The organism is Yoonia litorea (genome assembly GCF_900114675.1).
Lineage (GTDB): Bacteria > Pseudomonadota > Alphaproteobacteria > Rhodobacterales > Rhodobacteraceae > Yoonia > Yoonia litorea.
Genome location: NZ_FOZM01000001.1, coordinates 1,124,560 through 1,150,432, shown reverse-complemented (window position 1 = coordinate 1,150,432; position 25,873 = coordinate 1,124,560). Strand labels below are relative to the sequence as shown.

At 57.4% G+C, this 25,873-nt stretch carries 23 protein-coding genes; 11 read left to right on the top strand and 12 right to left on the bottom strand.

The window, feature by feature from the left end; all coding sequences use genetic code 11:
• Positions 1-60: 60 nt before the first annotated feature.
• Entirely contained in the window at positions 61-1,776 is a 1,716-nt protein-coding gene (locus BM316_RS06035) for an extracellular solute-binding protein (RefSeq protein ID WP_375342237.1), read from the bottom strand.
• Positions 1,777-2,149: 373 nt separating this feature from the next.
• Between BM316_RS06035 and BM316_RS06030 the strand changes: the two genes are divergently transcribed.
• Both BM316_RS06030 and BM316_RS06025 read left to right on the top strand, forming a co-directional pair.
• Positions 2,150-2,923 carry a 3-hydroxybutyrate dehydrogenase gene (locus BM316_RS06030; RefSeq protein ID WP_090205242.1) on the top strand — a complete coding sequence of 258 codons (774 nt, stop codon included), beginning with the start codon at positions 2,150-2,152 and terminating at the stop codon, positions 2,921-2,923.
• Between the two features lie 4 nt (positions 2,924-2,927).
• A complete protein-coding gene (locus BM316_RS06025) occupies positions 2,928-3,962 on the top strand; it encodes a patatin-like phospholipase family protein (protein ID WP_090205239.1) in 1,035 nt (344 codons plus the stop codon).
• Here BM316_RS06025 and BM316_RS06020 read toward each other — a convergent pair.
• From BM316_RS06020 to BM316_RS06000, 5 genes are all read right to left on the bottom strand, one after another.
• Positions 3,955-4,557, bottom strand: coding sequence for a LysE/ArgO family amino acid transporter (locus tag BM316_RS06020; protein WP_090205237.1), 603 nt, complete (start codon positions 4,555-4,557; stop codon positions 3,955-3,957). The genes BM316_RS06025 and BM316_RS06020 overlap by 8 nt on opposite strands.
• A gap of 3 nt (positions 4,558-4,560) precedes the next feature.
• On the bottom strand, positions 4,561-5,292 hold the full coding sequence (locus BM316_RS06015; RefSeq protein WP_090205234.1) for a DUF502 domain-containing protein: 732 nt from the start codon (positions 5,290-5,292) through the stop codon (positions 4,561-4,563).
• 76 nt (positions 5,293-5,368) lie between these two features.
• Entirely contained in the window at positions 5,369-6,277 is a 909-nt protein-coding gene (locus tag BM316_RS06010) for a pseudouridine-5'-phosphate glycosidase (protein ID WP_090205231.1), read from the bottom strand.
• Positions 6,274-7,167, bottom strand: a complete 894-nt coding sequence (locus tag BM316_RS06005) for a PfkB family carbohydrate kinase (RefSeq protein ID WP_090205228.1) — start codon at positions 7,165-7,167, stop codon at positions 6,274-6,276. The genes BM316_RS06010 and BM316_RS06005 overlap by 4 nt, the downstream gene beginning before the upstream one ends.
• Positions 7,168-7,206: 39 nt before the next feature.
• On the bottom strand, positions 7,207-8,007 hold the full coding sequence (locus tag BM316_RS06000) for a DUF4198 domain-containing protein (RefSeq protein ID WP_090207630.1): 801 nt from the start codon (positions 8,005-8,007) through the stop codon (positions 7,207-7,209).
• Positions 8,008-8,050: 43 nt separating this feature from the next.
• Between BM316_RS06000 and BM316_RS05995 the strand changes: the two genes are divergently transcribed.
• The 3 genes from BM316_RS05995 (at position 8,051) to tsf (ending at position 11,255) form a co-directional block, all read left to right on the top strand.
• Positions 8,051-9,346, top strand: a complete 1,296-nt coding sequence (locus BM316_RS05995) for a HupE/UreJ family protein (protein WP_090205226.1) — start codon at positions 8,051-8,053, stop codon at positions 9,344-9,346.
• 194 nt (positions 9,347-9,540) lie between these two features.
• Entirely contained in the window at positions 9,541-10,308 is a 768-nt protein-coding gene (rpsB, locus tag BM316_RS05990; protein ID WP_090207627.1) for a 30S ribosomal protein S2, read from the top strand.
• A gap of 74 nt (positions 10,309-10,382) precedes the next feature.
• Positions 10,383-11,255 carry a translation elongation factor Ts gene (gene tsf / locus BM316_RS05985; RefSeq protein WP_090205223.1) on the top strand — a complete coding sequence of 291 codons (873 nt, stop codon included), beginning with the start codon at positions 10,383-10,385 and terminating at the stop codon, positions 11,253-11,255.
• Positions 11,256-11,637: 382 nt separating this feature from the next.
• Here tsf and BM316_RS05975 read toward each other — a convergent pair whose 3' ends face one another.
• From BM316_RS05975 to BM316_RS05965, 3 genes are all read right to left on the bottom strand, one after another.
• Positions 11,638-12,369 (bottom strand): autoinducer binding domain-containing protein, encoded by a 732-nt coding sequence (locus BM316_RS05975; protein ID WP_090207624.1) that lies wholly within the window; start codon positions 12,367-12,369, stop codon positions 11,638-11,640.
• 26 nt (positions 12,370-12,395) lie between these two features.
• On the bottom strand, positions 12,396-12,842 hold the full coding sequence (gene aroQ, locus BM316_RS05970) for a type II 3-dehydroquinate dehydratase (protein WP_090205217.1): 447 nt from the start codon (positions 12,840-12,842) through the stop codon (positions 12,396-12,398).
• Between the two features lie 63 nt (positions 12,843-12,905).
• Positions 12,906-13,991, bottom strand: coding sequence for a glycosyltransferase family 2 protein (locus BM316_RS05965; protein WP_090205214.1), 1,086 nt, complete (start codon positions 13,989-13,991; stop codon positions 12,906-12,908).
• A 208-nt stretch (positions 13,992-14,199) separates the two neighbouring features.
• Between BM316_RS05965 and BM316_RS05960 the strand changes: the two genes are divergently transcribed.
• The 6 genes from BM316_RS05960 to gnd all read left to right on the top strand — a co-directional run bounded on the left by BM316_RS05960 (position 14,200) and on the right by gnd (position 23,653).
• Positions 14,200-16,029 carry a sensor histidine kinase gene (locus tag BM316_RS05960; RefSeq protein WP_242649778.1) on the top strand — a complete coding sequence of 610 codons (1,830 nt, stop codon included), beginning with the start codon at positions 14,200-14,202 and terminating at the stop codon, positions 16,027-16,029.
• Positions 16,026-17,363: a sigma-54-dependent transcriptional regulator gene (locus BM316_RS05955; RefSeq protein ID WP_090205209.1), complete on the top strand. Its 1,338-nt coding sequence runs from the start codon at positions 16,026-16,028 to the stop codon at positions 17,361-17,363. The genes BM316_RS05960 and BM316_RS05955 overlap by 4 nt, the downstream gene beginning before the upstream one ends.
• A gap of 221 nt (positions 17,364-17,584) precedes the next feature.
• Positions 17,585-18,571: a TAXI family TRAP transporter solute-binding subunit gene (locus BM316_RS05950; RefSeq protein WP_090205206.1), complete on the top strand. Its 987-nt coding sequence runs from the start codon at positions 17,585-17,587 to the stop codon at positions 18,569-18,571.
• Positions 18,572-18,696: 125 nt separating this feature from the next.
• Entirely contained in the window at positions 18,697-20,919 is a 2,223-nt protein-coding gene (locus BM316_RS05945) for a TRAP transporter permease (RefSeq protein WP_090205204.1), read from the top strand.
• Positions 20,920-21,176: 257 nt separating this feature from the next.
• On the top strand, positions 21,177-22,151 hold the full coding sequence (locus BM316_RS05940) for a calcium/sodium antiporter (protein WP_090205202.1): 975 nt from the start codon (positions 21,177-21,179) through the stop codon (positions 22,149-22,151).
• A 98-nt stretch (positions 22,152-22,249) separates the two neighbouring features.
• Entirely contained in the window at positions 22,250-23,653 is a 1,404-nt protein-coding gene (gene gnd / locus BM316_RS05935; protein ID WP_090205199.1) for an NADP-dependent phosphogluconate dehydrogenase, read from the top strand.
• Positions 23,654-23,657: 4 nt separating this feature from the next.
• Here gnd and phoB read toward each other — a convergent pair whose 3' ends face one another.
• Genes phoB through pstB form a run of 3 tightly spaced genes read right to left on the bottom strand, consistent with a single transcriptional unit; the run spans position 23,658 to position 25,868 of the window.
• On the bottom strand, positions 23,658-24,344 hold the full coding sequence (phoB, locus tag BM316_RS05930) for a phosphate regulon transcriptional regulator PhoB (RefSeq protein WP_090205196.1): 687 nt from the start codon (positions 24,342-24,344) through the stop codon (positions 23,658-23,660).
• A 3-nt stretch (positions 24,345-24,347) separates the two neighbouring features.
• A complete protein-coding gene (gene phoU, locus BM316_RS05925) occupies positions 24,348-25,055 on the bottom strand; it encodes a phosphate signaling complex protein PhoU (RefSeq protein ID WP_090205193.1) in 708 nt (235 codons plus the stop codon).
• 12 nt (positions 25,056-25,067) lie between these two features.
• A complete protein-coding gene (pstB, locus tag BM316_RS05920; protein ID WP_090205190.1) occupies positions 25,068-25,868 on the bottom strand; it encodes a phosphate ABC transporter ATP-binding protein PstB in 801 nt (266 codons plus the stop codon).
• Positions 25,869-25,873 lie beyond the last annotated feature (5 nt).

The following is a 25,873-nucleotide window of genomic DNA, read 5'->3' as shown; positions in this document are numbered from 1 at the left end:
CCCGCCTTCGCTCAGTGTTTGTGATGCAGCTAGTGGCGCTTTGTGACAGGCGTATGACGCCTATTCACTTTCGTACCACCATACATCTGGCTGCCATCCGGGCCAGTCACCAAAGATGGGGATATACTCAGGATAGCGGAGCTCCTTGGCGTGGGCGATGCGGCTGATATTCCACTGATAGATCGGAATGACATAGCGACCTGCAGTGAGAGCGCGATCCAACGCTTTGACGGCAGCGACGAAGTCATCCTGGCTTTCAGAGGTCAAAAGACGCCCGATCATCGCATCAACAGCCGCCGAGCGGACACCCATCAGGTTACGTCCGCCGGTCACATCAGCAGACTCAGCGCCATAATAGCCGTATTGTTCGTTGCCGGGGGACAGCGACACACCGCGACGATAGTAGGTCATGTCAAAGTCATAGACGTCGGTGCGTTCTTTGAACTGGGCACCATCGACGACCGAAATTGTCGGTGTCACGCCAATCCGACCAAGCGATTCCACAAACATATCGACAATCGCCTGATTTTCAGACGCGCCGGTTTGCAGCAGAATATCGAAGGTGAAGGGCTCGCCCTCTGCGTTGGACATGACCCCGTCCTGAACGGTCCAGCCAGCAGCCTCCATCTGCGCAAGAGCCGCCGCAGTCCCAGCGCGGTTTCGTTCGGAACCGTCTGAGACAGGCAGTGTGTAGCCTTCAAGCGTGCCGGGGATGAGTTCCGCGGCGAACGGTTCAAGGAATTCGCGCACGCGCCCCTCTGCCGGGCCGTCGGACATCCCTAGCGGAGAGTTTGACCAATATGACGTGATGCGCGGCTGCGCCGAGCCGGTCATGGCCTCGTTGATGAATTCAAAATTGAAGATGTGCATCATGGCATCGCGCACGCGCCAATCCTCAAAGACATCCCGCCTCGTGTTCATCACAAAGCCGGTCATTCCCGACGGGCGTGCATGGGGCAAGACCGACTTGACCACATCACCGCTCTGGATGGCGGGGAAGTCATATTGCTGTTCCCAACGCGCCACGTTGAATTCGCGGTTGGAGTTTACCTCACCAACCTTGAACGCCTCAAAGGCGGCGGTTTCATCGCCAAAGAACTCGAGGCGCACTTCGTCGATATTGTTTGTGCCACGTCGGAATGGAATGTCACTGCCCCAGTAATCGGGGTTACGGCGCAACGACAGGAACCGTCCTGGCTCGAAATCATCAATCACATAGGGCGATGAAGTGATTGGCACCACCTCAGTCGTGCTTTCCGCGAAATCAACACCTTCCCATTGCGCCTTCTTGAGGATCGGGCGCATACCTGCCAGCAGCGCAAGCTCCCTGTCTTCCGTGTTGAAGGTAAAGCGCACCGACAATGGTCCGGTTTGTTCCATGCTTTCGATCTTGTCCCAGAAACCGCGATACCGGGGGTGTCCGACGGTCCCGAGCGTCTCGTAGGACCACATGACGTCCTCGACCGTGACGGGGCTTCCGTCAGAGAACCGCGCCTCCGGTCTAAGCGTGAATTCAACCCATTCCCGGTTCGGGCCGGTCTCAATCGATTCGGCCAAGACACCATAAAGCGAGAAAGGTTCGTCCAGAGAACGGCCCATCAGGCTCTCTCCGAGGAAAAATCTCAATTGCCACGGAACACGGCCTTTGCGGATGAACGGATTGAGGCTGTCGTAGGTGCCGACATTGGCTGTGACGATCTGTCCACCTTGGGGTGCATCGGGATTGGCGTAGGGCAGGGACACAAAATCAGGTGGAAGTGCGGGATCACCATACATAGCTATGCCATGTTGCGGCTCTGCAGCAGCGACAGTTCCCAGAATACCCAAGGACACGCCAAGTGCGATGCCCGTCAGTTTTTCACGTAATAGTGGTGCCATTTCCCGATTTCCCCGCTCAGTTTTTTGTCATTTATGAACGCAGACTAAAGAGGGTTTTCAACCATTTCAAACTTTTAGCTTGGAGGCTGGCAACCAATTGCTTATAAAGAAGGCACTGCTCGATAGGTTTCTTGCCTGTATGAAACCTGCCTCAATAACTTTACGCCCGCTTCGTGCGGGCGTTTTTTTTCGTGTTTTTCTTGGGTGCGGTGGCTTTTGCAGGTGCAGCATATAAGTTGTCACCAAAGCAAGCGAATCGGAGCATGACAGAATGACGTTAGCAGGGAAAACCGCAGTAGTTACCGGATCAAACTCAGGCATCGGGCTTGGTGTTGCGCGAGAATTGGCAAAAGCCGGAGCAAATGTGGTCCTGAACTCTTTCACCGACCGCGAAGAGGATCACGCCATCGCCGCCGAAATCGCAAAAGAGACGGGTGTTGATGCGAAATACGTGCAGGCGGATATGTCAAAAGGCGAAGACTGCCGCCGCCTGATCGAAGAAGCAGGCGTTTGCGATATCCTGATCAACAACGCAGGCATCCAGCATGTCGCACCAGTGCAGGATTTTCCTACCGAGAAGTGGGACGCCATCATCGCAATTAACCTGACATCGGCGTTCCACACGATTGCCGCGTCGGTCTCTGGGATGCGTGAGCGCGGCTACGGCAGGATCATCAATATCGCATCTGCACATGGCCTGACGGCCTCGCCCTACAAATCGGCTTATGTGGCTGCGAAACATGGCATCGTTGGGCTGACCAAGACAATCGGCCTTGAAACGGCACGTGATCCCATCACCTGCAATGCGATCTGCCCCGGATATGTCCTGACACCGCTGGTAGAATCCCAGATCCCAGACACCATGAAAGAATACAACATGTCCCGTGAGGACGTGATCGAGCAGGTGATGCTGCAGCGCCAGCCCTCAAAAGAATTCGCGACCGTGGAACAATTGGGCGGGACAGCCGTTTACCTTTGCTCAGAGGCGGCCGCGCAGGTCACCGGAACGACAATCAGTGTAGATGGTGGATGGACCGCCCTTTAATCGCATGAAAAAGCAGATCAATCTGGCACTACAGGGCGGCGGCGCACATGGGGCCTTTACATGGGGCGTGCTCGAACGTCTGTTGCAGGACGAGGATATCAGTTTCGCCGCGATTTCGGGGACCTCTGCTGGGGCCCTGAATGCGGCGGCGCTGAAGTCTGGCTGGGTCGAAGGCGGTCGAGAGGGCGCAATTGAAAACCTCAGATGGCTTTGGGAGCAGGTCGGCGCAATCACCGACCCGTCCTTGTCTGCCTGGCTCGATGCGGCATCCCCAACGGCGGATTTTCTGGCAAAGGCGATGAAGTATTCGCCAGCCTATACCGGCTTTGAGATGATGACGCGGATGTTCTCACCTTACGTCTATGGTCCGGCCATGAAGAACCCGCTGGAAAAGATCGTGGCCCGCTTTCACTACGACTCCGTCTGTGCCACCGGCGGCCCGGACCTGCATATCTGTGCCACGAATGTCCGCAGCGGCAAGATCCGCGTTTTCACAGGCGACGAAATCCAGCCGAACGTCATTCTGGCGTCCGCTTGCCTGCCGAGCCTTTTTCAGGCCGTCGAATTCGAAGACCCCCGTACTGGCAAGCGCGAGGCGTTCTGGGATGGTGGGTATACCGGCAACCCTGCGCTTTTCCCGCTTTTTGCGAGCGAACTGCCTGACGACATTCTTATCGTGAATATCAATCCGCTCTATCGCGAGGATGTGCCGACTGACAGCCAGTCAATCGCCAACCGTGTGAACGAAATCAGCTTCAACAGCTCGCTCCTGCGTGAACTGCGGGCGATTGAGTTTGTCAAACGTCTGATTGCGGATGGGAAAATCCAACGCGGTTCCATGAAGGATGTCCTGGTTCACATGATCGCGGATGATCCTTTGATGAATGCACTGAATGTGGCAACCAAAACCATTCCTACGCCGCTTGTGATCGCGCGGCTGAAGGCCGCAGGGTATGAGGCCGCGGATACTTTCCTTGCCAATCACAAATCAGACCTCGGCAAGCGCAGCACCGTGAACCTGACGGATATGTTTAACTGATCAGCTTCGCGGCCAGCGCCCACATGGTCAGGCCGATAAGGATATCCAGATTCCGCCACGCCCTTGCAGATTGCATGATCGGGGCAAGAAGGCGCGCGCCATACCCCAGACTGAAAAAGAACAGAAACGAGGCCGCACTTGCGCCAAGGGCAAAGGCGGTCTTGGCGGCAATGCCTGCATATTCTGTTGAAATGGCCCCCATAAGGACAAGGGTATCCAGATAGACATGCGGGTTCAGCCAAGTGAAGGCAGCACAGGTGGCGATGGCTGTCCATAGGCCCACCGGTGCGCCGGTCAGCTCCATTTCATAGTCGTTTCTGTAAGCCGCAACGAACCGCATTGCACCGTAGGCCACCAGAAACGCCGCACCTGCAAGTGTCATGATCAGCGGCAGTGACGGAAACTGCTCCACCATGATGCCAAAGCCTGCGACCCCGGCCGCAATCAGGATAAAATCAGAAACCGAGCAGAAAAGGCACAGCCAGAACACATGGGACCGCGCCAGCCCTTGTCGCAGGATGAAGGTGTTCTGAGGTCCGATTGCAAGAATGAAGGCCGCACTTGTTGCGAACCCCGTGAGGGCAGGGATCAGCATGGATCAGCCAGCGGGATTGGTGACGGTAACACCGTTTTTGTCTTTGCCATTTGGATAGACCAACCCGGCAGAGATCACGAGCTTTGCGGCATCCTCAACCGTCATATCAAGCGGTTTGACGTCCCGCGCAGGCAAGAACAGAAGAAACCCCGATGTGGGGTTAGGTGTCGTGGGCAGGAACACGGTCACCACCGGTTCACCGTCGTTCAGCTTCGCATCTATCTCGCCTTTGGCATTGGTCGAGATAAAGGCAATCGCCCAGATGCCGCGTCGGGGGTATTCAACAAGACACGCCTTGTCGAATGATGTCTCCCGCTGGGAAAAGACTGTCTCTGCGATCTGTTTGACAGCATTATAGACCGACCGGACAACAGGGGTGCGATCCACCCAGCGTTCGCCCCAGGCCAGAAACGAGCGGCCAATCAGCCCTTTGCCCATCCAACCCACAACCACGGTAAAGAACAGGAAAACAAAGACACCGACGCCACGGACGTTGACCGTAATTTCGTTCCCCGGTTCACGCCCAAGCAAGCGGTTGATCAGTTCTTCAGGGTGATAGGCTTGCGGGACAAATGGCCAGACCCAGCTATCGACCCAACCCACAACGGTCCAGATCAGCCAGACCGTCAGCCCGATAGGCGCGACGATGATCAATCCGGCAAGGAAGTTGCTCCGCAAACGTGACAGAATGCCCGGCTTGCGCGGTTTATGGTCGTCTGCGGGCTGCTTTGTCATGGGGATAGTCCAATCGTCGTCCTGACGTATCTATGCGCTTGCCAAGTGATCGGCAAGACAAAGCCAGACCTCAACCCTATGATTTGCTTAAAGCAACAGCGATTTGCGCCGCCAGACGCGCATTATTGCGCACCAATGCGATATTGGCATCCAAGGACCGGCCCTCGGTCAATTCGAAAATGCGCCCCAGAAGAAAAGGCGTCACCGCTTTTGCGCTGATCTTTGCATCATCGGCCTCTTGCAGGGCCTGCGCGATGATCGGGGCCAGAACATCTGAGGGAATTTCCGCGTTTTTCGGGATCGGGTTAGTGACCAGTTGCCCGCCTTGCAGACCCATCGCCTGACGGGTCCGGAACGCCTTGGCGATGTCCTCTGCATCATCCATCCGCAAAGGCGCAGGCAGGTCAGAGGTGGCTGACCAGAAGGCAGGCAACATGTCCTGCCCGAACGCGATCACTGGCACACCCAAGGTCTCAAGAACCTCAAAGGTCTTTGGCAAATCAAGAATGGCTTTCGCCCCTGCGGCAACGACTGTGACGGGTGTTTGGGCCAGTTCATGCAAGTCCGCCGAAATATCGAAACTCGTTTCAGCGCCGCGATGCACGCCACCGATCCCGCCCGTCGCAAAGACAGAGATCCCCGCAAGATGTGCTGCGATCATTGTTGCGGCCACCGTCGTTGCACCGGTGCGGCCACTGGCAATACACGCCGCAATATCTGCGCGTGATAGCTTGGCGACACCTTCGGCCTGTCCCAGCATGTCGAGTTCCGCGTCCTCTAGCCCGATATGCAGCTTGCCGTCCATCACGGCAATTGTGGCGGGAACAGCACCAGACGCACGTACGTCCGCTTCGACAAGCCGTGCCGTTTCGACATTCTGCGGAAACGGCATCCCATGCGTGATGATCGTGCTTTCAAGGGCGATGATCGCCGTGCCTGTTTCGCGTGCTTTCGCGACCTCGCTGCTGAAGTGGAGTGGGATCAAAACGGGGTCTCTCCGGATACATATGTCGCGGCCGCGCGGAGTGCGCGGACCAGTGCCTCTTGCCGGGCCAACCCTTGCGCCTCTGACGCGATATGGGCGGCCATGAACGTGTCACCGGCTCCGGTGATACGCGTCACCATCACTTCGGGCGGTGTCGCTGTGATCAGATCACCTGCGGTGCATTCTGCCGCGAGCCGACCACCATCTGTGACCAGCACACGATGCGCACCTCTGGCGACCAAGGCTTCCGCGGCATCAGGTGCTGCGTCGAACTGTTGCTGACAGAGCAGTCCGGCCTCTTCGAGGTTCACATAAAGCGTCGCAGAAGGATGCCCCAGAAGCGCCAGCAAGCGTTCGGCCTTACCGGGGGAGGCAGGCGCCACGCGCAAATCCGCCGCACGAAAGAGCGGCGATCCAGCGATCTTCTGCAAAAGCTCCTCGGTCAAGTTTCCGTCAAGCGCAATGAGGCCCTGATATGGGGTGTCCTCGCTGCCCAGTCGCCCGTCAGCCAGCGGCCGCAGGATTTTTTCGCCAGCCGCCTCAAGCGAATGCGCGTCAGCGATAGCGGCAATCAGGCCATTTGCCCCTTCGACCGCCATATAGACGTCAGTCGGCAAATCGTCCGAGCGGTAGATGCCCGCGCAATGCATGCCCATCCGTTCCGCTTCGCTGATCAGCTCTTCGCCTTCGGCGTCGCGCCCGATCGCGGTCAGCAGGGCAGGGGTCATGTCAAAGCGGCGCAGTGTCATGGCGATGTTCATCGCGACACCACCGGGCAGGCGCGTAATGCGGCCAGGGACATCTGAGCCCACGCGCATATGGCTGGCCGTGCGCCCGATGATGTCCCACAGAACCGAGCCGATGCAAAGGATGTCAGGTGATGTCGTCATGGAACGGCTCTTGGCGCAAGGCGCGCTACAAGGCAACCTTTACTCTGGGACAGCAAATGTCAGGTTTGCCCAAAGGGTTTCCCAAACGGTTCCTGTGGCCTCAGCCGCTTGCGCTGCAGGCTCGCGCAGGACGACCGCGTCAACCATATAACGGTGGCCCGGCTTGACGGGAAACGACCCGATCCCGTCAGCATCCGTCCGGTAAAGACTGATCGTCACCCCGCCATTTGCGTCCTTTTCGAAGACTTCAAGCTGTACATCGGCCCTGACGTCGTTGCGGTAATAGACCTGCACCACCATCCCGTCGGTCAGATCATCAATGTAGGGATTGGTCAGGGCCACGATTTCGGTTTCAAGTCCGACCCGCCGGTCAGCGCCAGCGCCATCACCAACCGCAAACAGGGCCTTGGCATAACGTGAGTAAAGCTCGCCGAAATTCTCAAGCGGAAGACCGCGCGCTTGGTGCACACTCAGTATATCACCGAAGTCCTTGTGATCGACGAACCGCTGGAACTTTTCCCAGTTCTCGTAGTCGACGGTCGCGTTGTTGGATTCGTAGGCTGCAATATGCAGACCCTCGTTCAGCGGTTCCATCGCCATCGCGGGCGAGTCGCCAGGACGGCCTCGCACGCGCACGGCCTCATCGCCAGCAAACAGCACAAAATTGGCAAAGCGCTGCGGCAGGAATGGAATCTTGCTGCCGAAGAATTCTTCGCCATTGACAAGATGCGCCTCAAGCGTACCGTCCGCCGGAATTTGGTAGTCCACCGGCTCGATCCAGAACTCGTGAGCAAGAGCAGGGGTCGCCAGAAGTGACAAGACGAGGGCGAGAAAACGCATGGGACATTCCTTTCTGAATACGGCCAAAGTGTCATGCACAAGGATGTTGTCAAGCATTCTGCTGGCATGGATCACGCTGGCGTCAATGGCTCAGGCGCATGAGGTCCTGCCAGCCATTGCAGATATGACAAGCACACCCGATCAGGTCACGTTTGAAATCCGGTCCAGTCTGGAAAGCTTTGTCGCCGGTGTCGATCTTGCCGAAACCTCTGACACGAATGAAAGCCCGCAGGCGGCCACCTACGACGACCTGCGCGCGCTCTCGCCGGATGCGCTTGCCGCGCAGTTTCGCGCCTTCTGGCCGGATATGGCAGACAACATCACGCTTCTGGTGGACGGTGAACCGCTGACACCGGTCCTGCAAACAGTGTCGGTGCCTGCCGTGGGCGATGTAGAGCTAGTCCGCACATCCACATTCACCTTCACCGCCGATCTGCCTGCGGGCAGTGAGACGCTCCAGATGGGCTGGACACCTGCATATGGCGTGCTGGTCTTGCGCCAGATGGACGTGCCAGCCCCCTATGACGGGTATCTGGAAGGTGGCGCCTTGTCCGATCCGATTGATCTGGCAGGCGGTGGGCAGGCCTCAGCCATGGAAAGCTTTCTCAACTACATCCCTGTCGGTTTTGATCACATCGTTCCGAAGGGGCTTGATCATATCCTCTTTGTGCTGGCCCTCTTTTTCCTTGCAGCAAGGGCGCGGCCACTGATCCTGCAAATCTCGCTTTTCACGGTCGCACACACGATCACGCTGGCACTGGCAGCCCTTGGCTATGTGAACTTGCCCGGGAACATCGTTGAACCCCTGATCGCGGCTTCGATTGTCTTTGTCGCCGTCGAAAATCTCTGGGCTGACAGCATCAGCAGATGGCGGCCCTTCATCATTTTTGGCTTCGGGTTGCTGCACGGTCTGGGCTTTGCCTCGGTGCTGGGTGAGTTCGGCTTGCCGGAAGGGTCGTTCATTCCTGCGCTCATAGGCTTTAATGTTGGCGTCGAAGTCGGCCAACTCTTTGTCATCGCAATCGTCTTCCTCTGCGTCTGGCAGGCACTGCGGATTGACCGCGGTGAAAACGAGGTTGGCCGCGGGTTTGCGATCTACCTCTTTTTGCTCGTCAGCGCGATTGCGCTCAGCGTTCTCAATCCCGCCGGTCTGGTGCAGGTTCTCGAAAACCCGGTCTGGGTCTTCGGTGCGCCTTTGGCCGCGCTCTTTGCGCTTTGCATGGTGGCCATCCAGATGCGCGATCAGGTGGATGCCTACCGCCGGATCGTGGCAGTGCCCGCGTCACTGGCAATCGCCTTTGTCGGGGCCTACTGGTTTGTCGAGCGCGTCTTTCTCTGAGCCATCCTTCATCTTGGCCAAAAAACTCCCGCCGGAGGCATCCTGAGGCTTGCAACCGGCGGTCACGCCCGCTAAGAGGCGCGCACTTAATCCCGCAGGCGGGGGCGGGTCCGATGGGGAGACATCCCAAAGGATCCACCGGTTGGCAAATGCTGATCCCCCGCTGAGGCTTGAAACCGGAAAAGGAAAACGACATGGCTCTTCCCGAGTTCACCATGCGTCAGCTGCTCGAAGCAGGCGTACACTTCGGTCACCAGACCGCCCGCTGGAACCCGAAGATGGACAAGTACATCTACGGTTCGCGCAACGGCATCCACATCATGGACCTCACACAGACTGTTCCAATGCTGGATCAGGCGCTGCAGGTCATCCGTGACACCGTCGCCAAAGGCGGCCGTGTTCTGTTCGTCGGCACAAAGCGTCAGGCGTCCAAGCCGATCATGGAAGCGGCTGAGAAATCCGCGCAGTTCTACATGAATCACCGCTGGCTCGGCGGCACGCTGACCAACTGGCAGACTGTTTCCCAGTCGATCAACCGCCTCAAGGCAATCGACGAGGCTGCAGAAACCGGCTTCACAGGCCTGACCAAGAAAGAGCGTCTGGGCATGGAACGCGAGCAGGGCAAACTGCAAGCGTCTCTTGGCGGGATCCGTGAAATGGGTGGCGTGCCTGATCTTCTGTTCGTCATCGACGTCAACAAAGAAGACCTCGCCATTGCCGAAGCGAACAAGCTGGGCATTCCGGTTGTTGCTGTTGTCGATACCAACTGCTCGCCAGAGGGTGTGGACTATGTGATCCCGGGCAACGACGACGCGGCACGCGCGATCGCGCTTTATACCGATCTGGCCGCACGCGCTGCTCTCGACGGTATGACAGCACAGCTTGGTGCTGCCGGTGTCGACATGGGCGCTATGGAAGAGCTCGCTGAAGAAGTCGTCGCTGAAGAAGCGGCCGCTCAGTAAGCGCAACCCGATCTGACAGGGCAGGGGTCACGGCCCCGCCCGCTTTGGATGAATTCCTCTTAAGGAGAAGTACGATGGCAATCACCGCTGCAATGGTGAAAGAACTGCGCGACAGCACAGGCGCAGGCATGATGGATGCCAAAAAGGCATTGACCGAAAACGATGGCGACATGGAAGCTGCAGTTGACTGGCTGCGCACCAAAGGTCTGGCAAAGGCCGCCAAGAAATCCGGCCGCACGGCCGCAGAAGGTCTGGTCGCGGTTGCTGTCGAAGGCGGCAAGGGCATCGCTGTTGAAGTGAACTCCGAAACTGACTTCGTTGCGAAAAATGCCGACTTCCAGAAAATGGTTGCCGGTATCGCGCAAACAGCGCTGGGCACAAACGATCTTGAAGGTCTGAAGGCCGCTGAGATGAACGGCAAGACTGTTGAGCAGACTGTCACAGACGCCGTGGCTGTCATCGGTGAGAACATGTCGGTCCGCCGCATGACCGCAATCGAAGGCGAGCAGGTCGTCACTTACGTCCACAACGCTGCTGCTGACGGTATGGGCAACATCGGTGTGCTGGTCGCACTGTCTGGCGACAACGAAGCATTCGGCCGCCAGGTTGCGATGCACATCGCCGCTGCCAACCCTGCTGCACTTTCCGAAGATGACCTCGACCCGGCAGTCGTCGAAAAGGAAAAGCAGGTCCAGATGGACATCGCCCGCGAAAGCGGCAAGCCAGAGGCTGTCATCGAGAAGATGATCGTCGGTCGTATGAAGAAATACATGGCCGAAATCACACTTCTGAGCCAGCAGTTCGTTGTGAACCCTGACCTGACCGTTGGCGAAGCCGCCAAGGAAGCTGGCGTCACAATCACCGGCTATGCCCGCCTTGCCGTTGGCGAAGGCATTGAAAAGGCAGAAGAAGACTTCGCTGCCGAAGTTGCAAAGATGAACAGCTAAGCGTCAACGCTTGATGAACGAATTAAGGGCGGTTCGCGAAAAGCGAGCCGCCCTTTTTCATTCGAGGGAGAATGCGACCAGCGCCGTTATGGACAATAACAACGCTGGCCAGAAAGCCAGCACCCCAATTTTCGGGACGGGGATGATGGCCAGTCGGCCGGTGCTTGAAGCAAACTTCAAGGCACCAGGCCACCGGTAAACCGGAAGAGCAACACAGAGCCCAGCAATCACAAGGTTATGTACCCACGCTCCAAGGCTTAAAGCCCACACTCACGGAACACCTATACTTTCGCACATAACGTAGGGTCAAGAAAGTATGGGATTCCTGACCATTTTGCAATTTCTTGCATTTTGGGGAAACTTTTTGTGGGCAACTGACCGGTCAGTTGTCGGCGTCAACCACATACATCTGATTGTGCAAAGCCGCTTTCAGGATGGCCTGCGCGGTCGTATCAACGTCCAACGCTTCACGCGCAAGCCGAAGGTGCTTTTCAACAGTCGCGGGCGTCAGTCCCAACAATATCGCGATGTCCTGGGTGGTCTTGCCGTCGCCCACCCACTGCAAAACCTCGCGCTGGCGCTTTGTCAGACGACGCTCGCCGGCATAGGGCAGGGTAAGGACTTTCAGGTGCATGATATTGTTCATCAGCAGGATTTCTTCACCATGCGTGCCCCAAATCGCATCAACCTCGTCCTGAGACAGTCCAGCCTTTGCTGTCAGCGCAATCGCACCTTTTATGCGTTGGGCCAGTGACAGGAAACTAATGGTGTAGCCTGCTGTCACACCCATTGATTTGTTAAAGGCCAAGACCTTCTTTTCGGCGGCAGTCAGATTGTCGACACGTTCCATGTCCATCATCCACCGCCAGCTGCAGGCCCCTTGGTTTTCAAGCGCCCAACGCAACATCGGCGCATTGTAGTAAAGGCCTTCCTGCACGAAGCGACGCATGTATTCGGGGGTCTGCGTTGACAGGATCAACTGATCTTGTGGTTTGCCGAAAGTCGAGGAAGTCCCGTTTCGGGTAAATCCGTAAATCAGACGGTCAAACCCGTAAGTCGCCATCTTTTCAGTGTGCAGGGCCCAGAGCGCCTCCACAGTCTTTGCGGTCGCCATCGCGTTGAGGTGTGTGACCAGATCGCTCAAGATGTCCCCTCAAGATGTGAAACCAATGCCTCCATCGCCAGCGGGTACCCCGCGGCGCCAAACCCGCAGATCTGACCGACGGCAACCGGAGCGATGAAGGATTTGTGCCGGAATGCCTCGCGCGCATGAATATTGGACAGATGCAACTCAACGACAGGTAGCGACGCGCTCACGATTGCGTCCATTAAGGCCACAGAGGTATGCGTATAGGCCCCCGCGTTCAGAACGATCCCGTCATAAACTTCACGTGCAGCATGGATCTGATCAATCAGCGCACCTTCGTGGTTGCTCTGATAGCACGTCACCTCAACGCCCATATCCGCAGCTTTGGCCGCGCACATGGCTTCAATATCGGCAAGTGTCGTACGGCCATAGACCTCCGGCTGGCGCGTGCCCAGCAGGTTGAGGTTCGGACCGTTGAGGATCAGTATCTTGCGCGTCATGGCGCTTAGCTACCACTGCATGGTCGGTGAGAAAACGCCTTTTTGTCAGCGTTTCTGAAGTTGTCACGCGCCATTGGCAGTTTTGCCACTTTCGCGGGCTTTGTCTCGCCGTGCCTTGCGCCGCAACATCACAAGTTGATTGAGCAAGGCTTCCTGATCTGCAAGGGGCAGGGGGCGTGTCGATGGTGTTTGCAACAGCGTTGAATACAGGTCGAAACTCTCTTGTTTTTCAATCAGTTCCGATGCCTTTCTGATACGCCACCTGACACTGGCGTCATGCAGTTCGGCAACCTCCGGATCAGACATCAGTTTGCTACGACGCGCATCGACAGCTGCGCCGTGCCGCAAAATACGCATATCCACCTCAGAGGCAAAATTTCTCTCGATCCAGTAGCTCAGGTCAATCGGATCGGTGTCGTGGTTCGGTTTCCCGCGCGCTTGTTTGACAAGAAAGCTTTCGATGGACCCAAGGGCGTAGTGATTGATCTGCGCCAGACCATATCGGGGTGACTGGCTGAACTGGTAGGTGCTCGCAGCGGAGCGATCAATATCGCCATTGCCATCAACCCAATGCGGACTTGTCTCGCCATCGGCCAGTTTCGGGCGATGAACGCCGAGACGCTCATAGACATTCTGGTTCTTAAACAATGACTTATACTGCACACTGCGCCATGGCCACACCAGCGTCTCTGGTGCCGCTTGGGTAAATTGCGCCATGATTGGTCGATCTTCGAACCCGCGCACGCCAGCGTTTCCAAACATCCGCCATGAAATTGCAAATCCGTCGGCGTCGGGACAAGCCGCCATCAGATCGCTAATCTGACCGTCACCGGCATGAATATTGAGAAACTCATCCACATCAGCGACATAGATCCAATCTGCGGATCGTCTGAGCGGATGACGAAACGCTTTGGTCAAGGCGCGCCACTGGACCGACTTCTTGCCGCCGGAGTGATTGCGCTCATGCGTAAGATGACCCAAGGCTTGCAATCGATCCAGCATCAGATCAGTGCCGTCGTCGCAATCATTGCTGTAGATCAGGAAATCTGTGACGCCGATGTGCTGGTGATAGGCCAGCCATTCAAGGATGAAAGGCGCCTCGTTGCGCATGGTGGAAATCAGAAGAACGCGCATAGCTGCCTTTGTCATCAGTTGTGAAAGTCGTAAAAGAGACGTCAATCAAGGTCAAACGATCTGCGGTTCAGCCAGCATATATATTACATAATACTGATTATACGAAACGTGTTAGCGAAATTGCCTTAGGTGCGGTCCACGCCCTACCAACCTGAAATGACGCAACATTCAGCCAATGCAGCGACGCCCCACGTGACAGATCGAAACCTATTGCAGCGCTGCCTTGGATAAATTTCGACTGTGCAACATTCCCGCGATCACGCATAGTCGCGCCATGACGTTCAAGCGAAAGCATATCATCGCGCTCATTGCGACGCTCGCGACTGTGTCGGCGCTTGTCGCGGCGGCTGCGTTTCCCGCACTTGAACGGCACTATATGCGCCAGCAAGCCGAGCGTGACGCGGTTCCGCTCAAACTTGCGGTTGAAAGCCTGCGCGCCACGCTTGACCGTTATGCACCCCTGCCCGCGCTGATTGCCGAACGCCCTGCGCTGGTGGAACTGCTTTCGCAGCCTGAGAACGCGCGCCTTGCAGACGCTGTGAACGAGGATCTGCGTCAGACAGCGGCAACCGTCAGGGCCTCTGACGTTTACCTGATGGACATCACCGGTCGGACGATCGCCGCGGCAAGTTACCGCGAGCCTGCCAGCTTTCTCGGGCGTAATTTCAGCTATCAAAGCTATTTTACCCAAGCCCTGAACGGCTTTTTGTCCAGCTTCTCGGTGTACGGCACGACCACCGGTGAGCGTGGGTATTTCTACGCGGCACCCGTGGAAGATGGCGAGCGCATCGTCGGCGTGCTGGCGATTAAATTCAATATTTCAGCGTTTGAAAGCATCTGGCGCGGCACTGACAGTGAAATCATGGTCTGGGACCGCAATGACTTCGTTTTTATGTCATCGCGTCCTGACTGGCACTTCCGGGCCATCCGCCCACTGAGCGAAGCCACGCGCCGCGTCATCGCGCAGAACCTGCAGTATCCCATTGATCGCATTGATCTTTTGCCGATCACAACCACGCGCCTTGGTGAAGATGCGCAACTGATTGAATTCGAGGGCGACACCAACGGCAGCTATGTTCTCACCTCTCAGCGCCTGAGCGATCTTGACTGGACAATGGCCTCGCTGACACCACGTTTGCCAGTCACACTGCAAGCCCTCAACACGCTCGTCATTGCTGGTTTGATCGTCGTTCTGGGGTTGGTTGGTTTGCTGGCCTTCTTGCTGAGGCAGGCCAGACAGACAGAGGCTTGGGCCAAGGAACAGGAAGCAAAGCGACGCCTTGAGACCGCTGTCGAGGAACGGACAAGAGACCTGCAAACCGCCCTCTCCGACCTCAAGCAGACACAGACCGATCTTATCCAGGCTGGAAAACTGTCCGGCCTTGGTCAGATGTCTGCCGCCCTAAGCCATGAGTTTAACCAACCGCTTGCCGCCGTCAAATCATATGCTGACAATGCCAATGCTTTTCTTGATCGGGACCGTCTGGATGAGGCGCGCGATAACATTGCGCGCATCTCAAAGATGGCTGACCGCATGGCGACAATCTCGGCTCATCTGCGCAACTTTGCCCGCAGACCACAGCTGGCAACGGGTCCGCTGCTGCTGAATGCCGTGATCCAGGATGCGCTCGGCGTGATTGAAATGCGATTGGCCTCTGAGGGTGGCCGCATTATCTACACGCCGCCAGAGCATGAAATCTGGGTCACAGGCGGCCATGTCAGGCTGCAACAGGTCATCGTCAATCTGATCAACAATGCCTTTGATGCGATGGAAGGCCACAAGACGCGTGATGTGACCTTAACCGTGACCGGCACCACAGTGCGGGTCCGCGATACCGGACCGGGAATCGATGCCGAGCACAGCACACAGATCTTTGACCCTTTCTTTACAACCAAAGCCCCCGGCAAAGGCCTCGGTCTTGGGCTCTCCATTTCCTACAATATTGTCTCCGATTTTGGTGGAACGCTCACCGCTGAAAACCATCCAGAGGGTGGCGCTGTCTTCTCGGTTGTGCTGCGACCGGCCGAACCAAAACAAGTCGCCGCACAATGACCCAGACTGTCCTTTTTGTAGATGACGAAGAGGAACTGCGCCTTGCCACGGCGCAAACTCTGATGCTTGCCGACCTCAATGCCGAGATTTTCGATCACGCCGAGGCGGCCCTCGCAAGAATCGCGCGCGGCTTTGATGGCGTGCTTGTCACAGATATCCGGATGCCAGACCGCGACGGGCTTTGGTTGATGCGCAAAGCGCTTGAGATCGACCCCGAATTTCCCGTCATTCTTGTGACGGGTCATGGCGACGTGAACCTCGCGGTCCAGTCCATGCGCGACGGGGCCTACGACTTTATCGAAAAGCCCTTCGCCCCCTCACGTCTTGTCAGCACGATCCAACGTGCATTGGACAAGCGCAGGCTGACCATCGAGAACCGCGCCCTGAAACGCGAGGTCGGCAACCGCGACAAGCTGGAGGCCCGCCTGATCGGGCGCTCTGATGCGATGGTGGGCCTGCGCAAATCAGTCAGGGCCATCGCGGCGACCGATGCCGATGTTCTGATCACTGGCCCGACCGGCGCTGGCAAGGACCTGACAGCACGGGCGCTGCATGATCTCTCTGCCAGAGCGCCCTACCCGTTCGTGCATATCAATTGCGCCGCCCTGCCCGTTGATCTGGTTGAATCAGAGCTTTTCGGCCACGAGGCCGGCGCTTTTCCGGGTGCCATGCGTGCGCGCTTTGGAAAATTCGAATTCGCCAGACAAGGGACAGTGTTCCTCGATGAAATCGACAGCCTGCCTGTCAGCGTTCAGGCAAAACTCCTGCACGCCATACAGGAGCGCAAGATCACCCGACTTGGGGCCAATGATCCGGTGGACCTCGATATTCGCATCGTAGCTGCGGCCAAAACCGATCTGGAGAACGCCGTGGCAGAAGGCAGTTTCCGTGCCGACCTGCTTTATCGTCTGAATGTGGTGACAGTCGCTGTGCCACCGCTTTCAGCACGTCGCGACGATATTCCTTCGCTCTTTCTCAATCTCGCGGCACAAGCCGCTGCACGCTATTCAAAGCCGCTTCCGGAGGTGCCAGCGGATGTGCTGTCCCACATGGCCACCCGAAGCTGGCCGGGAAATGTCCGTGAGCTTCGCAATGCCGCCGACCGTTTTGTTCTTGGGCTTGATCCGACAGACACCGCGGACGCGGCCCAGTCCGGCGGTCAGACACTGGCCGAACGCATGGCAGAGCATGAAAAATCACTGATCACTGCGGCACTCACCGCACAGGGCGGCAGCTTGAAAAAGACCTACGAGGCGCTCGGCCTGTCGCGTAAATCGCTCTACGAAAAGATGCAGAAATACGGGCTGAGCAAGGCGCAAGACGAAGAGGCGTGACGTCAACGTTCCCTTTTCGACACATCAGATTTCCGCTTTGTCCCCTTTTCCACCCATCCCGGAAATTCTTTTGAAGCTGTTAACGCAAACAATCGCGAAAGCCTGTTGTTTTTGCACGGCCCAATCATGGACCAACAGCGCATCCGATCCAGATTACGTAGCGTGACTGGATCACACACCGATCCGGGAGGGATCGGACAACTCTAGTGGAGGGACCACATATGAAACTCGCAGCGTTTATCGCGACGACAGCTCTCACAGCAACCACAGCTTTCGCAGACGGCCATGTAGATCGCACCGGCTGGCCTGAAAGTTTCACCGTCGGGACAGCATCCCAAGGTGGCACATACTTCGCCTATGGCTCCGGCTGGGCCAACCTTGTCGCCGAAGAGCTCGGCCTGACAGGCGGCGGCGAAGTCACCGGCGGCCCAATGCAGAACATGGCGCTTGTGCATACAGGCGATGCGCAGTTCGGCATGACAACAATGGGTCCGGCAGCTGAATCCATCGCCGGCACCAACCCGATCGCACCGGGCCTGCAGATGACAAACGCCTGTGCGATGTTCCCGATGTATCAGACACCATTCTCGGTGACAGCACTGGCATCATCCGGCATCGAAAGCATTGCCGACATCCCTGATGGCGCACGCATCGGCTTCGGCCCTGCAGGTTCGACATCTGACACATACTTCCCACGTATGATGGACGAGCTTGGCGTGAACTACGAGCGCCGCAACGGCGGTTGGTCCGACCTTGGCGGCCAGCTTCAGGATGGACTGCTTGACGTGATCGCATTTGCGGCCGGTGTCCCTGTGCCTGCTGTTTCCCAGCTTGAGGTGCAGACAGACGTGAACATCATCGAATTCACCGAAGAAGAGCAGGCCCAGATCATGGCAGCCTTCCCTGTTTCGGAATTTGACATCGCGGCTGACACCTACACAACGCTGGAAAGCGATGCACGGTCTGTGTCCATGTGGAACTTTGCAATCGCCAACTGCGATCTGCCAGCTTCCTTCGTGAACGCTGTCGTGGATGTCGTCATGTCCGACAACGAGCGTATGGTGAACATCCACCGTGCAGCCCGCTCCACACTGCCTGAGAACTGGACAAAGAACGCAGGCGTTCTGCCATGGCACCCAGGTGCAGCCCAGTGGTTCGTTGAAAACGCCGGTGCTGACATTCCTGCCGACCAGATCCATGGCAACTAAGCCCTGAGTCAAACTGCAGGGGCCGCGCGAAAACGTCGCGGCCCCCACAGCACCGAATTTTTCCGCTAAAGTGAAACCACGCTTTGCGCCCGTCAGGGTATTCTAGCCGCATGCGAGGACGAAAGATGACGACCGACACACAAAAAGACGACCAGACCGAAGGTCCAGTGATTGCCGATGGCGTAGATGACGAACCGGTCGAGCATAACCGCCGCATCTTCGAAGGCACAGCCTATTACCTGATTGCAGGGTTCTCTGCGTTCTATGCTTTGTTTCACATGGCCGCACTCAATGGCTGGTCCATCAAAGGCTGGACTGGCATCGATATTCCCTTGCTTCCGGTTTTCCCTATGGAAACCTGGAATTTCCGCATCGTGCACATCGCAGGTGCCTTGATTCTTGGGTTCCTGCTCTATTCTGCCCGCGCATTCCCTGACACTGACAAGGGCGGCAAACACCCGCTTGATCTTGTCGCATGGGCGGCCATGCTCCCTGCCCTTTATGCCTGTTGGACGGCCATCGGTTTTGCCAACCAGATCGCCGGTGGCGTGATGTGGAACGGCATCGACGAAGGGATCAGAACAGCCGAAACGCTGCACTACGGGTATCCCCTGATTGCTGCGACGATCATCGGGATTGTCATCGGCTGGATGCGCCCGCGCGTGCGCGGATCAATTGCCCCTGCTGACATTCTTTTGGGTGTCTGCGGTGTCGGCGTTGCGATCTACCTGATCACGATCTTCGGGACGTTGATGCGCAACTCCACAGGGACACCATTTGCGCCAATCGGGATGAGCCTCGCGGCTGTTGCCGGCACGATGCTGATCATGGAACTGACACGCCGCGTTGCAGGCATGGCCCTGATCATCATCGCAGGTGTGTTTCTGGTCTATGTCTTCGTCGGAGACCTGCTCCCCGGCTTCCTGAACGCACCGGACATCGCGTGGCAGCGTTTCTTTAGCCAAGTCTATACTGACGCCGGTATCCTCGGCCCGACCACAGCCGTGTCATCAACCTATATTATCCTCTTCATCATCTTTGCAGCCTTCCTTCAGGCGTCTAAAGTTGGCGATTACTTTGTGAACTTCGCCTTCGCCGCCGCCGGTCGCGCCCGTGGTGGTCCTGCCAAAGTGGCGATCTTCGCCTCCGGCCTGATGGGGATGATCAATGGCACATCGGCAGGGAACGTTGTTGCTACAGGGTCGCTGACGATCCCGCTGATGAAACGCGTGGGCTATAAACCCACGACCTCAGGCGCGGTGGAGGCTGCGGCTTCGACCGGTGGTCAGATCATGCCGCCGATCATGGGGGCTGGTGCCTTCATCATGGCCGAGATCACGGGCATTCCTTACACCGATATCGCCATCGCCGCGATCATTCCGGCGATCCTCTACTTCGTCTCGATCTACTTCATGGTGGATTTCGAAGCTGCGAAACTGGGGATGCGCGGGATGCGTGAAGATGAACTGCCCAAGTTCCGCGACATGGCACGGCGTGTGTTCTTGTTCCTGCCCATCATCATCCTGATCGGCGCACTCTTCATGGGATACTCCGTGATCCGGGCCGGCACGCTGGCAACGGCCTCTGCGGCTGTGGTGAGCTGGTTCACACCCTACCGGATGGGCATTCGTTCGGTCACAAAGGCCTTTGAGCTGGCAGGCATCATGTCGATCCAGATCATCGCGGTCTGTGCCTGCGCAGGTATCATCGTCGGTGTGATCTCTCTGACAGGAGTTGGCGCACGCTTCTCATCTGTGCTGCTCAACATCGCCGAAGCCAACCAACTGCTGGCGCTCTTCTTTGCGATGTGTATCGCGATCCTGTTGGGCATGGGAATGCCGACAACGGCAGCCTACGCTGTTGCCGCTTCGGTCGTGGCGCCTGGCCTTGTGCAACTTGGCATCCCGATGCTGACCGCGCATTTCTTTGTGTTCTACTTTGCGGTGGTCTCGGCCATTACGCCGCCGGTGGCGCTGGCCAGTTATGCGGCTGCGGGGATTTCAGGGGCCAACCCAATGGCGACCTCTGTCGCATCGTTCAAGATCGGGATTTCGGCCTTCATCGTGCCCTTCATGTTCTTCTACAACAGTGCGATCCTGATGGACGGCACATGGTTCGAAGTCACCCGTGCGGGCGCAACTGCGGTCTTTGGCGTCTTCATGTTGTCGTCGGGTGTCCAAGGTTGGTGGGTCGGTGATCGCGCCGCGTGGCCTATCCGTATCATGCTGATCGTTGTTGCGCTCTTTATGATCGAAGGCGGGCTGGTCTCCGATCTTATCGGCGTGGGTGGTGCAATCGCGCTCTATTTCATCGCGCAAATGACACGACCCAAGGTCGCTGCAAGCTAAGCGACAGAACTTCAGACGCATCAACAAGAGCGGCTCGTTGGGGCCGCTCTTTTTCTTTTGCCGCCCGACCTTTAAAGACGGTCATTCACACCTACATCAAGCCCAAGACCAAAAGAACGAGGACAGGATGCCCGCAGTACCGACGCATCACGACAACGCGACCCTCACGCAACCACCCTGCCCTGCACGATCTTTTGCGACGTCCGTCACGATGACGTCCTATTGCATGAAAACCAGCACCGCTGAGGACGCGCCACGTGTTTGAGGTGTCAGGCTACGATCTTTTCGTTCTTGCCGCAGGCGCGATGGCCTTCGGCATTTTTCTTTTGATCAAGGGTGGTGACTGGACGGTTGATGCAGCCGTCTTCGTCGCAGAACGCACAGGGCTTTCGCCGCTCTTTATCGGGGCGACGATCATTTCTTTCGGTACGTCCGTGCCTGAGCTTTTTGCCTCGATCAACGCCAACCTTTCCGGCTATCCCGGTATTTCGCTGGGTAATGTGCTGGGATCGAACGTCGCCAATATCCTGCTTGTGCTGGGCGCAACGGCCTTTGTCTTCAAAGTCACTGCGGATGCAAAGCACCTCTACAAAGACCTCGGGATGATGCTGCTGGCGACAGCCATCCTCGTTGTCGGGATGCTCAGTGACGGCTTCACCCGCCTCTTTGGTCTGGGCATGTTCGCCATTCTGGTCGCCTTTGTCTTCTATCAGTATCGCACCGACAGCCTGATGATCGAAGATGATGAAGACGACCTGTGCGAAGCGCCTGCAATCACCTCTATGAAGCAGGCAGGCCTGATCCTGCTGGGCGGCCTTGTCGCGCTGGCAGTCGGGTCGGAACTGCTGGTGCAGGGGGCCGTGCAGACCGGCTCCGCAATCGGCGTGCCAGAGGCGGTGATCGGCCTGACCGTTGTCGCCTTCGGGACTTCGCTGCCTGAACTGGCAACCTGTATTGCAGCAGCGCGGCGGCAGTCTGTGGGACTGATCCTTGGCAACATCATCGGGTCCAACACCTTCAACATTCTCTCGATCATCGGACTGACAGCTATGGTCAAACCGCTCTCGGTTGATCCGGTGCTTCTGGGCGGGATGGAGATTTGGGCCACGGTCGCCGTCACCGTCATCTTTGCGGCATGGATGGTCGTCGTCGGCAAGCTGACCCGCCCCATCGGCACGGCAATGATGGTGGCCTACGTGGGCTTTGTCGGCATCCAATACGTGATCAACTGATCTCTGCACTTGCGCACATGCACCGTGATGACACTGCCGTTTTCATCACCGGCCCCAGAGGATACAACCCCATCACCCCAAAGACGTCAGGATAACAGATGCGGAAATCGGACATTGGCTTGATCGGCCTCGGCACCATGGGCGCAGCCCTTGCCCTTAACATCGCAGACAATGGCTTTGATATTGCCGTCTGGAACCGGACGACCAGCAAGACCAAGGATTTCCACGACAAGGCCGGCGATCTGGCCGCAAGAATTACCCCAACCGAAGAGTTGAGCGAACTGGTCGCCGCAATCGCCTCGCCACGGGCGATCATCCTGATGGTGCCAGCAGGACAAGCCGTCGATGACCAGATCGCCGCCTTGCGTCCCTTGCTTGATCCCGAAGACCTGATCATCGACGCAGGCAACGCCAACTTCCACGACACCAACCGCCGCGTGAAAGAGGCTGGCGATCTGGCCTTCATCGGGATCGGTGTCTCTGGAGGCGAAGAAGGCGCACGGTTCGGGCCTTCAATCATGGGCGGCGGCAAGGCCGAATATTGGGATCGCGTGTCACATATCCTCAAAGCCATCGCAGCCAAACACGAAGGCCAACCTTGTGCGACATGGATGGGTGAGGCTGGCGCTGGCCATTTCGTCAAGGCCGTCCACAACGGGATCGAATATGCCGACATGCAGATGATTGCCGAAACCTACGGCATCATGCGTGACGGCTTGGGATATGATCATCAAAAGGTGGCTGATACTTTCGCTGCCTGGGACAAAGGTGCATTGCGGAGCTACCTGATTGAAATCTCCGGCAAGGTCGCAGCTGCCACCGATCCGGTCTCGGGCAAACCCATGCTTGAGATGATCGTCGATGCCGCCGGGCAGAAAGGCACCGGTCGTTGGACCGTGATCGAGGCACAGCACCTTGCTGCAGCCATCCCCGCCATCGAAGCCGCCGTGGTCGCCCGCAACCTGTCATCGCAGCGGCAGGCCCGTGCCGAGGGCGAGGCACTGTTCGGCGCGGCCCCGCATCATATTCCCCACGATACGCTGTCAAAGGACAGCATCGAAGAAGCCCTGATCGCTGGCAAAATCCTTTGTTATGCGCAAGGGTTTCAGATGATCGCCAAAGCCTCTGACGCCTTCGGCTGGACACTTCCCCTGCCCGCCATTGCCGAGGTCTGGCGCGAAGGCTGCATCATCCGCTCGGCCATGCTCGATGATATGGCAAACGCCCTGCGAGAGGATGAAGACCGCAACCTGATGATGGCGCCCTACTTTGCTGATATCCTGAAGAAAACACACAAATCCCTGCGTCACGTCGTGGCGCAGGCCGCCTTGCACGGGATCGCCGTGCCGGCCTTGTCCTCAGGGCTTGCCTATTTCGATGCAATGCGCACCGCGCGCGGCACCGCAAACATGATCCAGGGTCAGCGCGATTTCTTCGGCGCACATGGATTTGAACGGATGGATGGCGGCGACGGAACCCACGGCCCCTGGCACAGCGATTGAGGCACTAGCCGAGTGCGTAGCCCGCGCCTCTGACAGTGCGCAGCGGGTCGCTGCCACCGTGTTCGGTCAAGACCTTGCGCAAGCGTCCCACATGGACATCCACGGTGCGCGTATCGACATAGACATCACGCCCCCAGACCCGATCCAGCAACATATCGCGCGACCAGACCCGGCCGGGTTTTTCCATAAAAGTGCTCAAGAGCCTGAATTCTGTTGGACCAAGCTTGAGTGGCTGGTCCGCACGTGTCACGCGGTGGCTTTCGGCATCGAGAACGATATCGTCATAGGTCAGCACCTGCCCCACGGTCGCTGGCCGCACGCGACGCAGCTGCGCCCGTACCCGCGCCATCAGTTCTGAAACCGAGTATGGCTTGACCACATAATCATCAGCGCCGGTTTCCAGACCGCGCACCTTGTCGATTTCCTCTGACCGCGCCGAAAGCATGATGATCGGTATCTTGTTGGTCTCCGGCCTGATTTTCAGACGCCGGCAGACTTCAATGCCGGAAAGATGGGGCATCATCCAGTCAAGGACGATCACGTCTGGCGCATCCTCATCTACGATCAAGAGCGCCTCTTCGCCGTTTTCGGCTTTCGAGACGCGGAAGCCTTCGGCCTCAAGGTTATAGGCCAGCACCTCACGCTGCGCGTCCTCGTCTTCGACAATCAGAACGTGAGGCTGCTGTGACATTGTTTAAGCCGGGTCCGAAACATACGATGTCTTATCGCCCTTGGGGCGCGCATCGTCAGGCATTTCACCGGTCACAAGGTAGATCACCTGTTCGGCCATGTTTGTGGTCAGATCACCGATACGTTCAATGTTCTTGGCCATGAAATGCAGATGCATGCAGGCGGTGATGTTGCGTGGGTCTTCCATCATGAAGGTCAAAAACTCGCGGAACAGCGCGTTGTACATCTGATCGACCTCATGGTCGCGTTGACGCACGTCTTCGGCCAGCCCCACATCGCTGCGCACATAGGCATCCAGCGTCTGCTGGAGCATCTGTTCCACCTCGCGCGCCATTCGGCGCAGCGCACCGTCAGAGCCGTTCACAGGGCTCATTTCGACAATAACGCTGGTCCGCTTTGCGATGTTCTTGGCGTAGTCACCGATCCGCTCAAGCGAAGCGGCCAAGCGCAACACGGTCAGCACTGCGCGCAGGTCCTTTGACACTGGCGCACGTAAGGCAATGACCCGTGCGGCTTCTTCGTTGATTTGCACCTCAAGCGCGTCAATCGCCTTATCGGCCTTGCGCACCTGGTCGGCCAGTTCCAGATCCCGTTCCGACAAAGAGGTTGCAGCCTTGCGAATGGCATCTTCGACAAGGCCACCCATCTTCACGATCAGCGTGGTGATCCCTTCCAGATCGCGGTCGTAGGCAGAGGAGATATGCTCGTTCATTTGTTTTGCTCCTTACCCGATCCGGCCCGAAATGTAGCTTTCGGTGCGGCTGTCCTGCGGGTTGGTGAAGATCTTGTCGGTGTCGTCATATTCCACAAGGTTTCCAAGGTGGAAGAAGGCGGTCTTCTGGCTGACGCGCGCGGCCTGCTGCATGGAGTGCGTGACGATGACGACGGAAAAACTCTGCCGCAACTCGTCAATCAACTCTTCGACCTGCGCGGTCGCAATCGGGTCCAGCGCAGAACACGGCTCATCCATCAGCAAGACCTCAGGTGCCGTTGCAATCGCGCGGGCAATGCAAAGGCGTTGCTGCTGCCCGCCTGACAATCCGGTGCCGGGGGCGTTCAGGCGGTCCTTTGCCTCGTTCCAGAGTGCCGCCTTGCGCAGTGATTTCTCGACGATTTCGTCCAGTTCCGCCTTGTTGCGGGCCAAGCCGTGGATTTTCGGGCCGTAAGCCACATTGTCATAGATCGACTTCGGAAACGGGTTGGGCTTCTGGAACACCATGCCCACCTTTGCTCGCAACTGCACCGGATCGACCTTGGGATCATAGATATCCTCACCGTCGATCAGGATATCGCCTTCCACACGCGCGACATCAATGGTGTCGTTCATGCGGTTGATACAACGCAGGAAAGTGGACTTGCCGCACCCGGACGGGCCGATAAAGGCCGTCACGGTCTTATGGGCAATATCGACGCTCACATCTTTGATCGCGTGGTTGTCACCGTAATAGACTTGCACGCCGCGGGCGCTGATCTTGAGGTCTTGCATCGTACCCAACTTTCGATTCACTGGTGTCATGTCATTCATGTGTA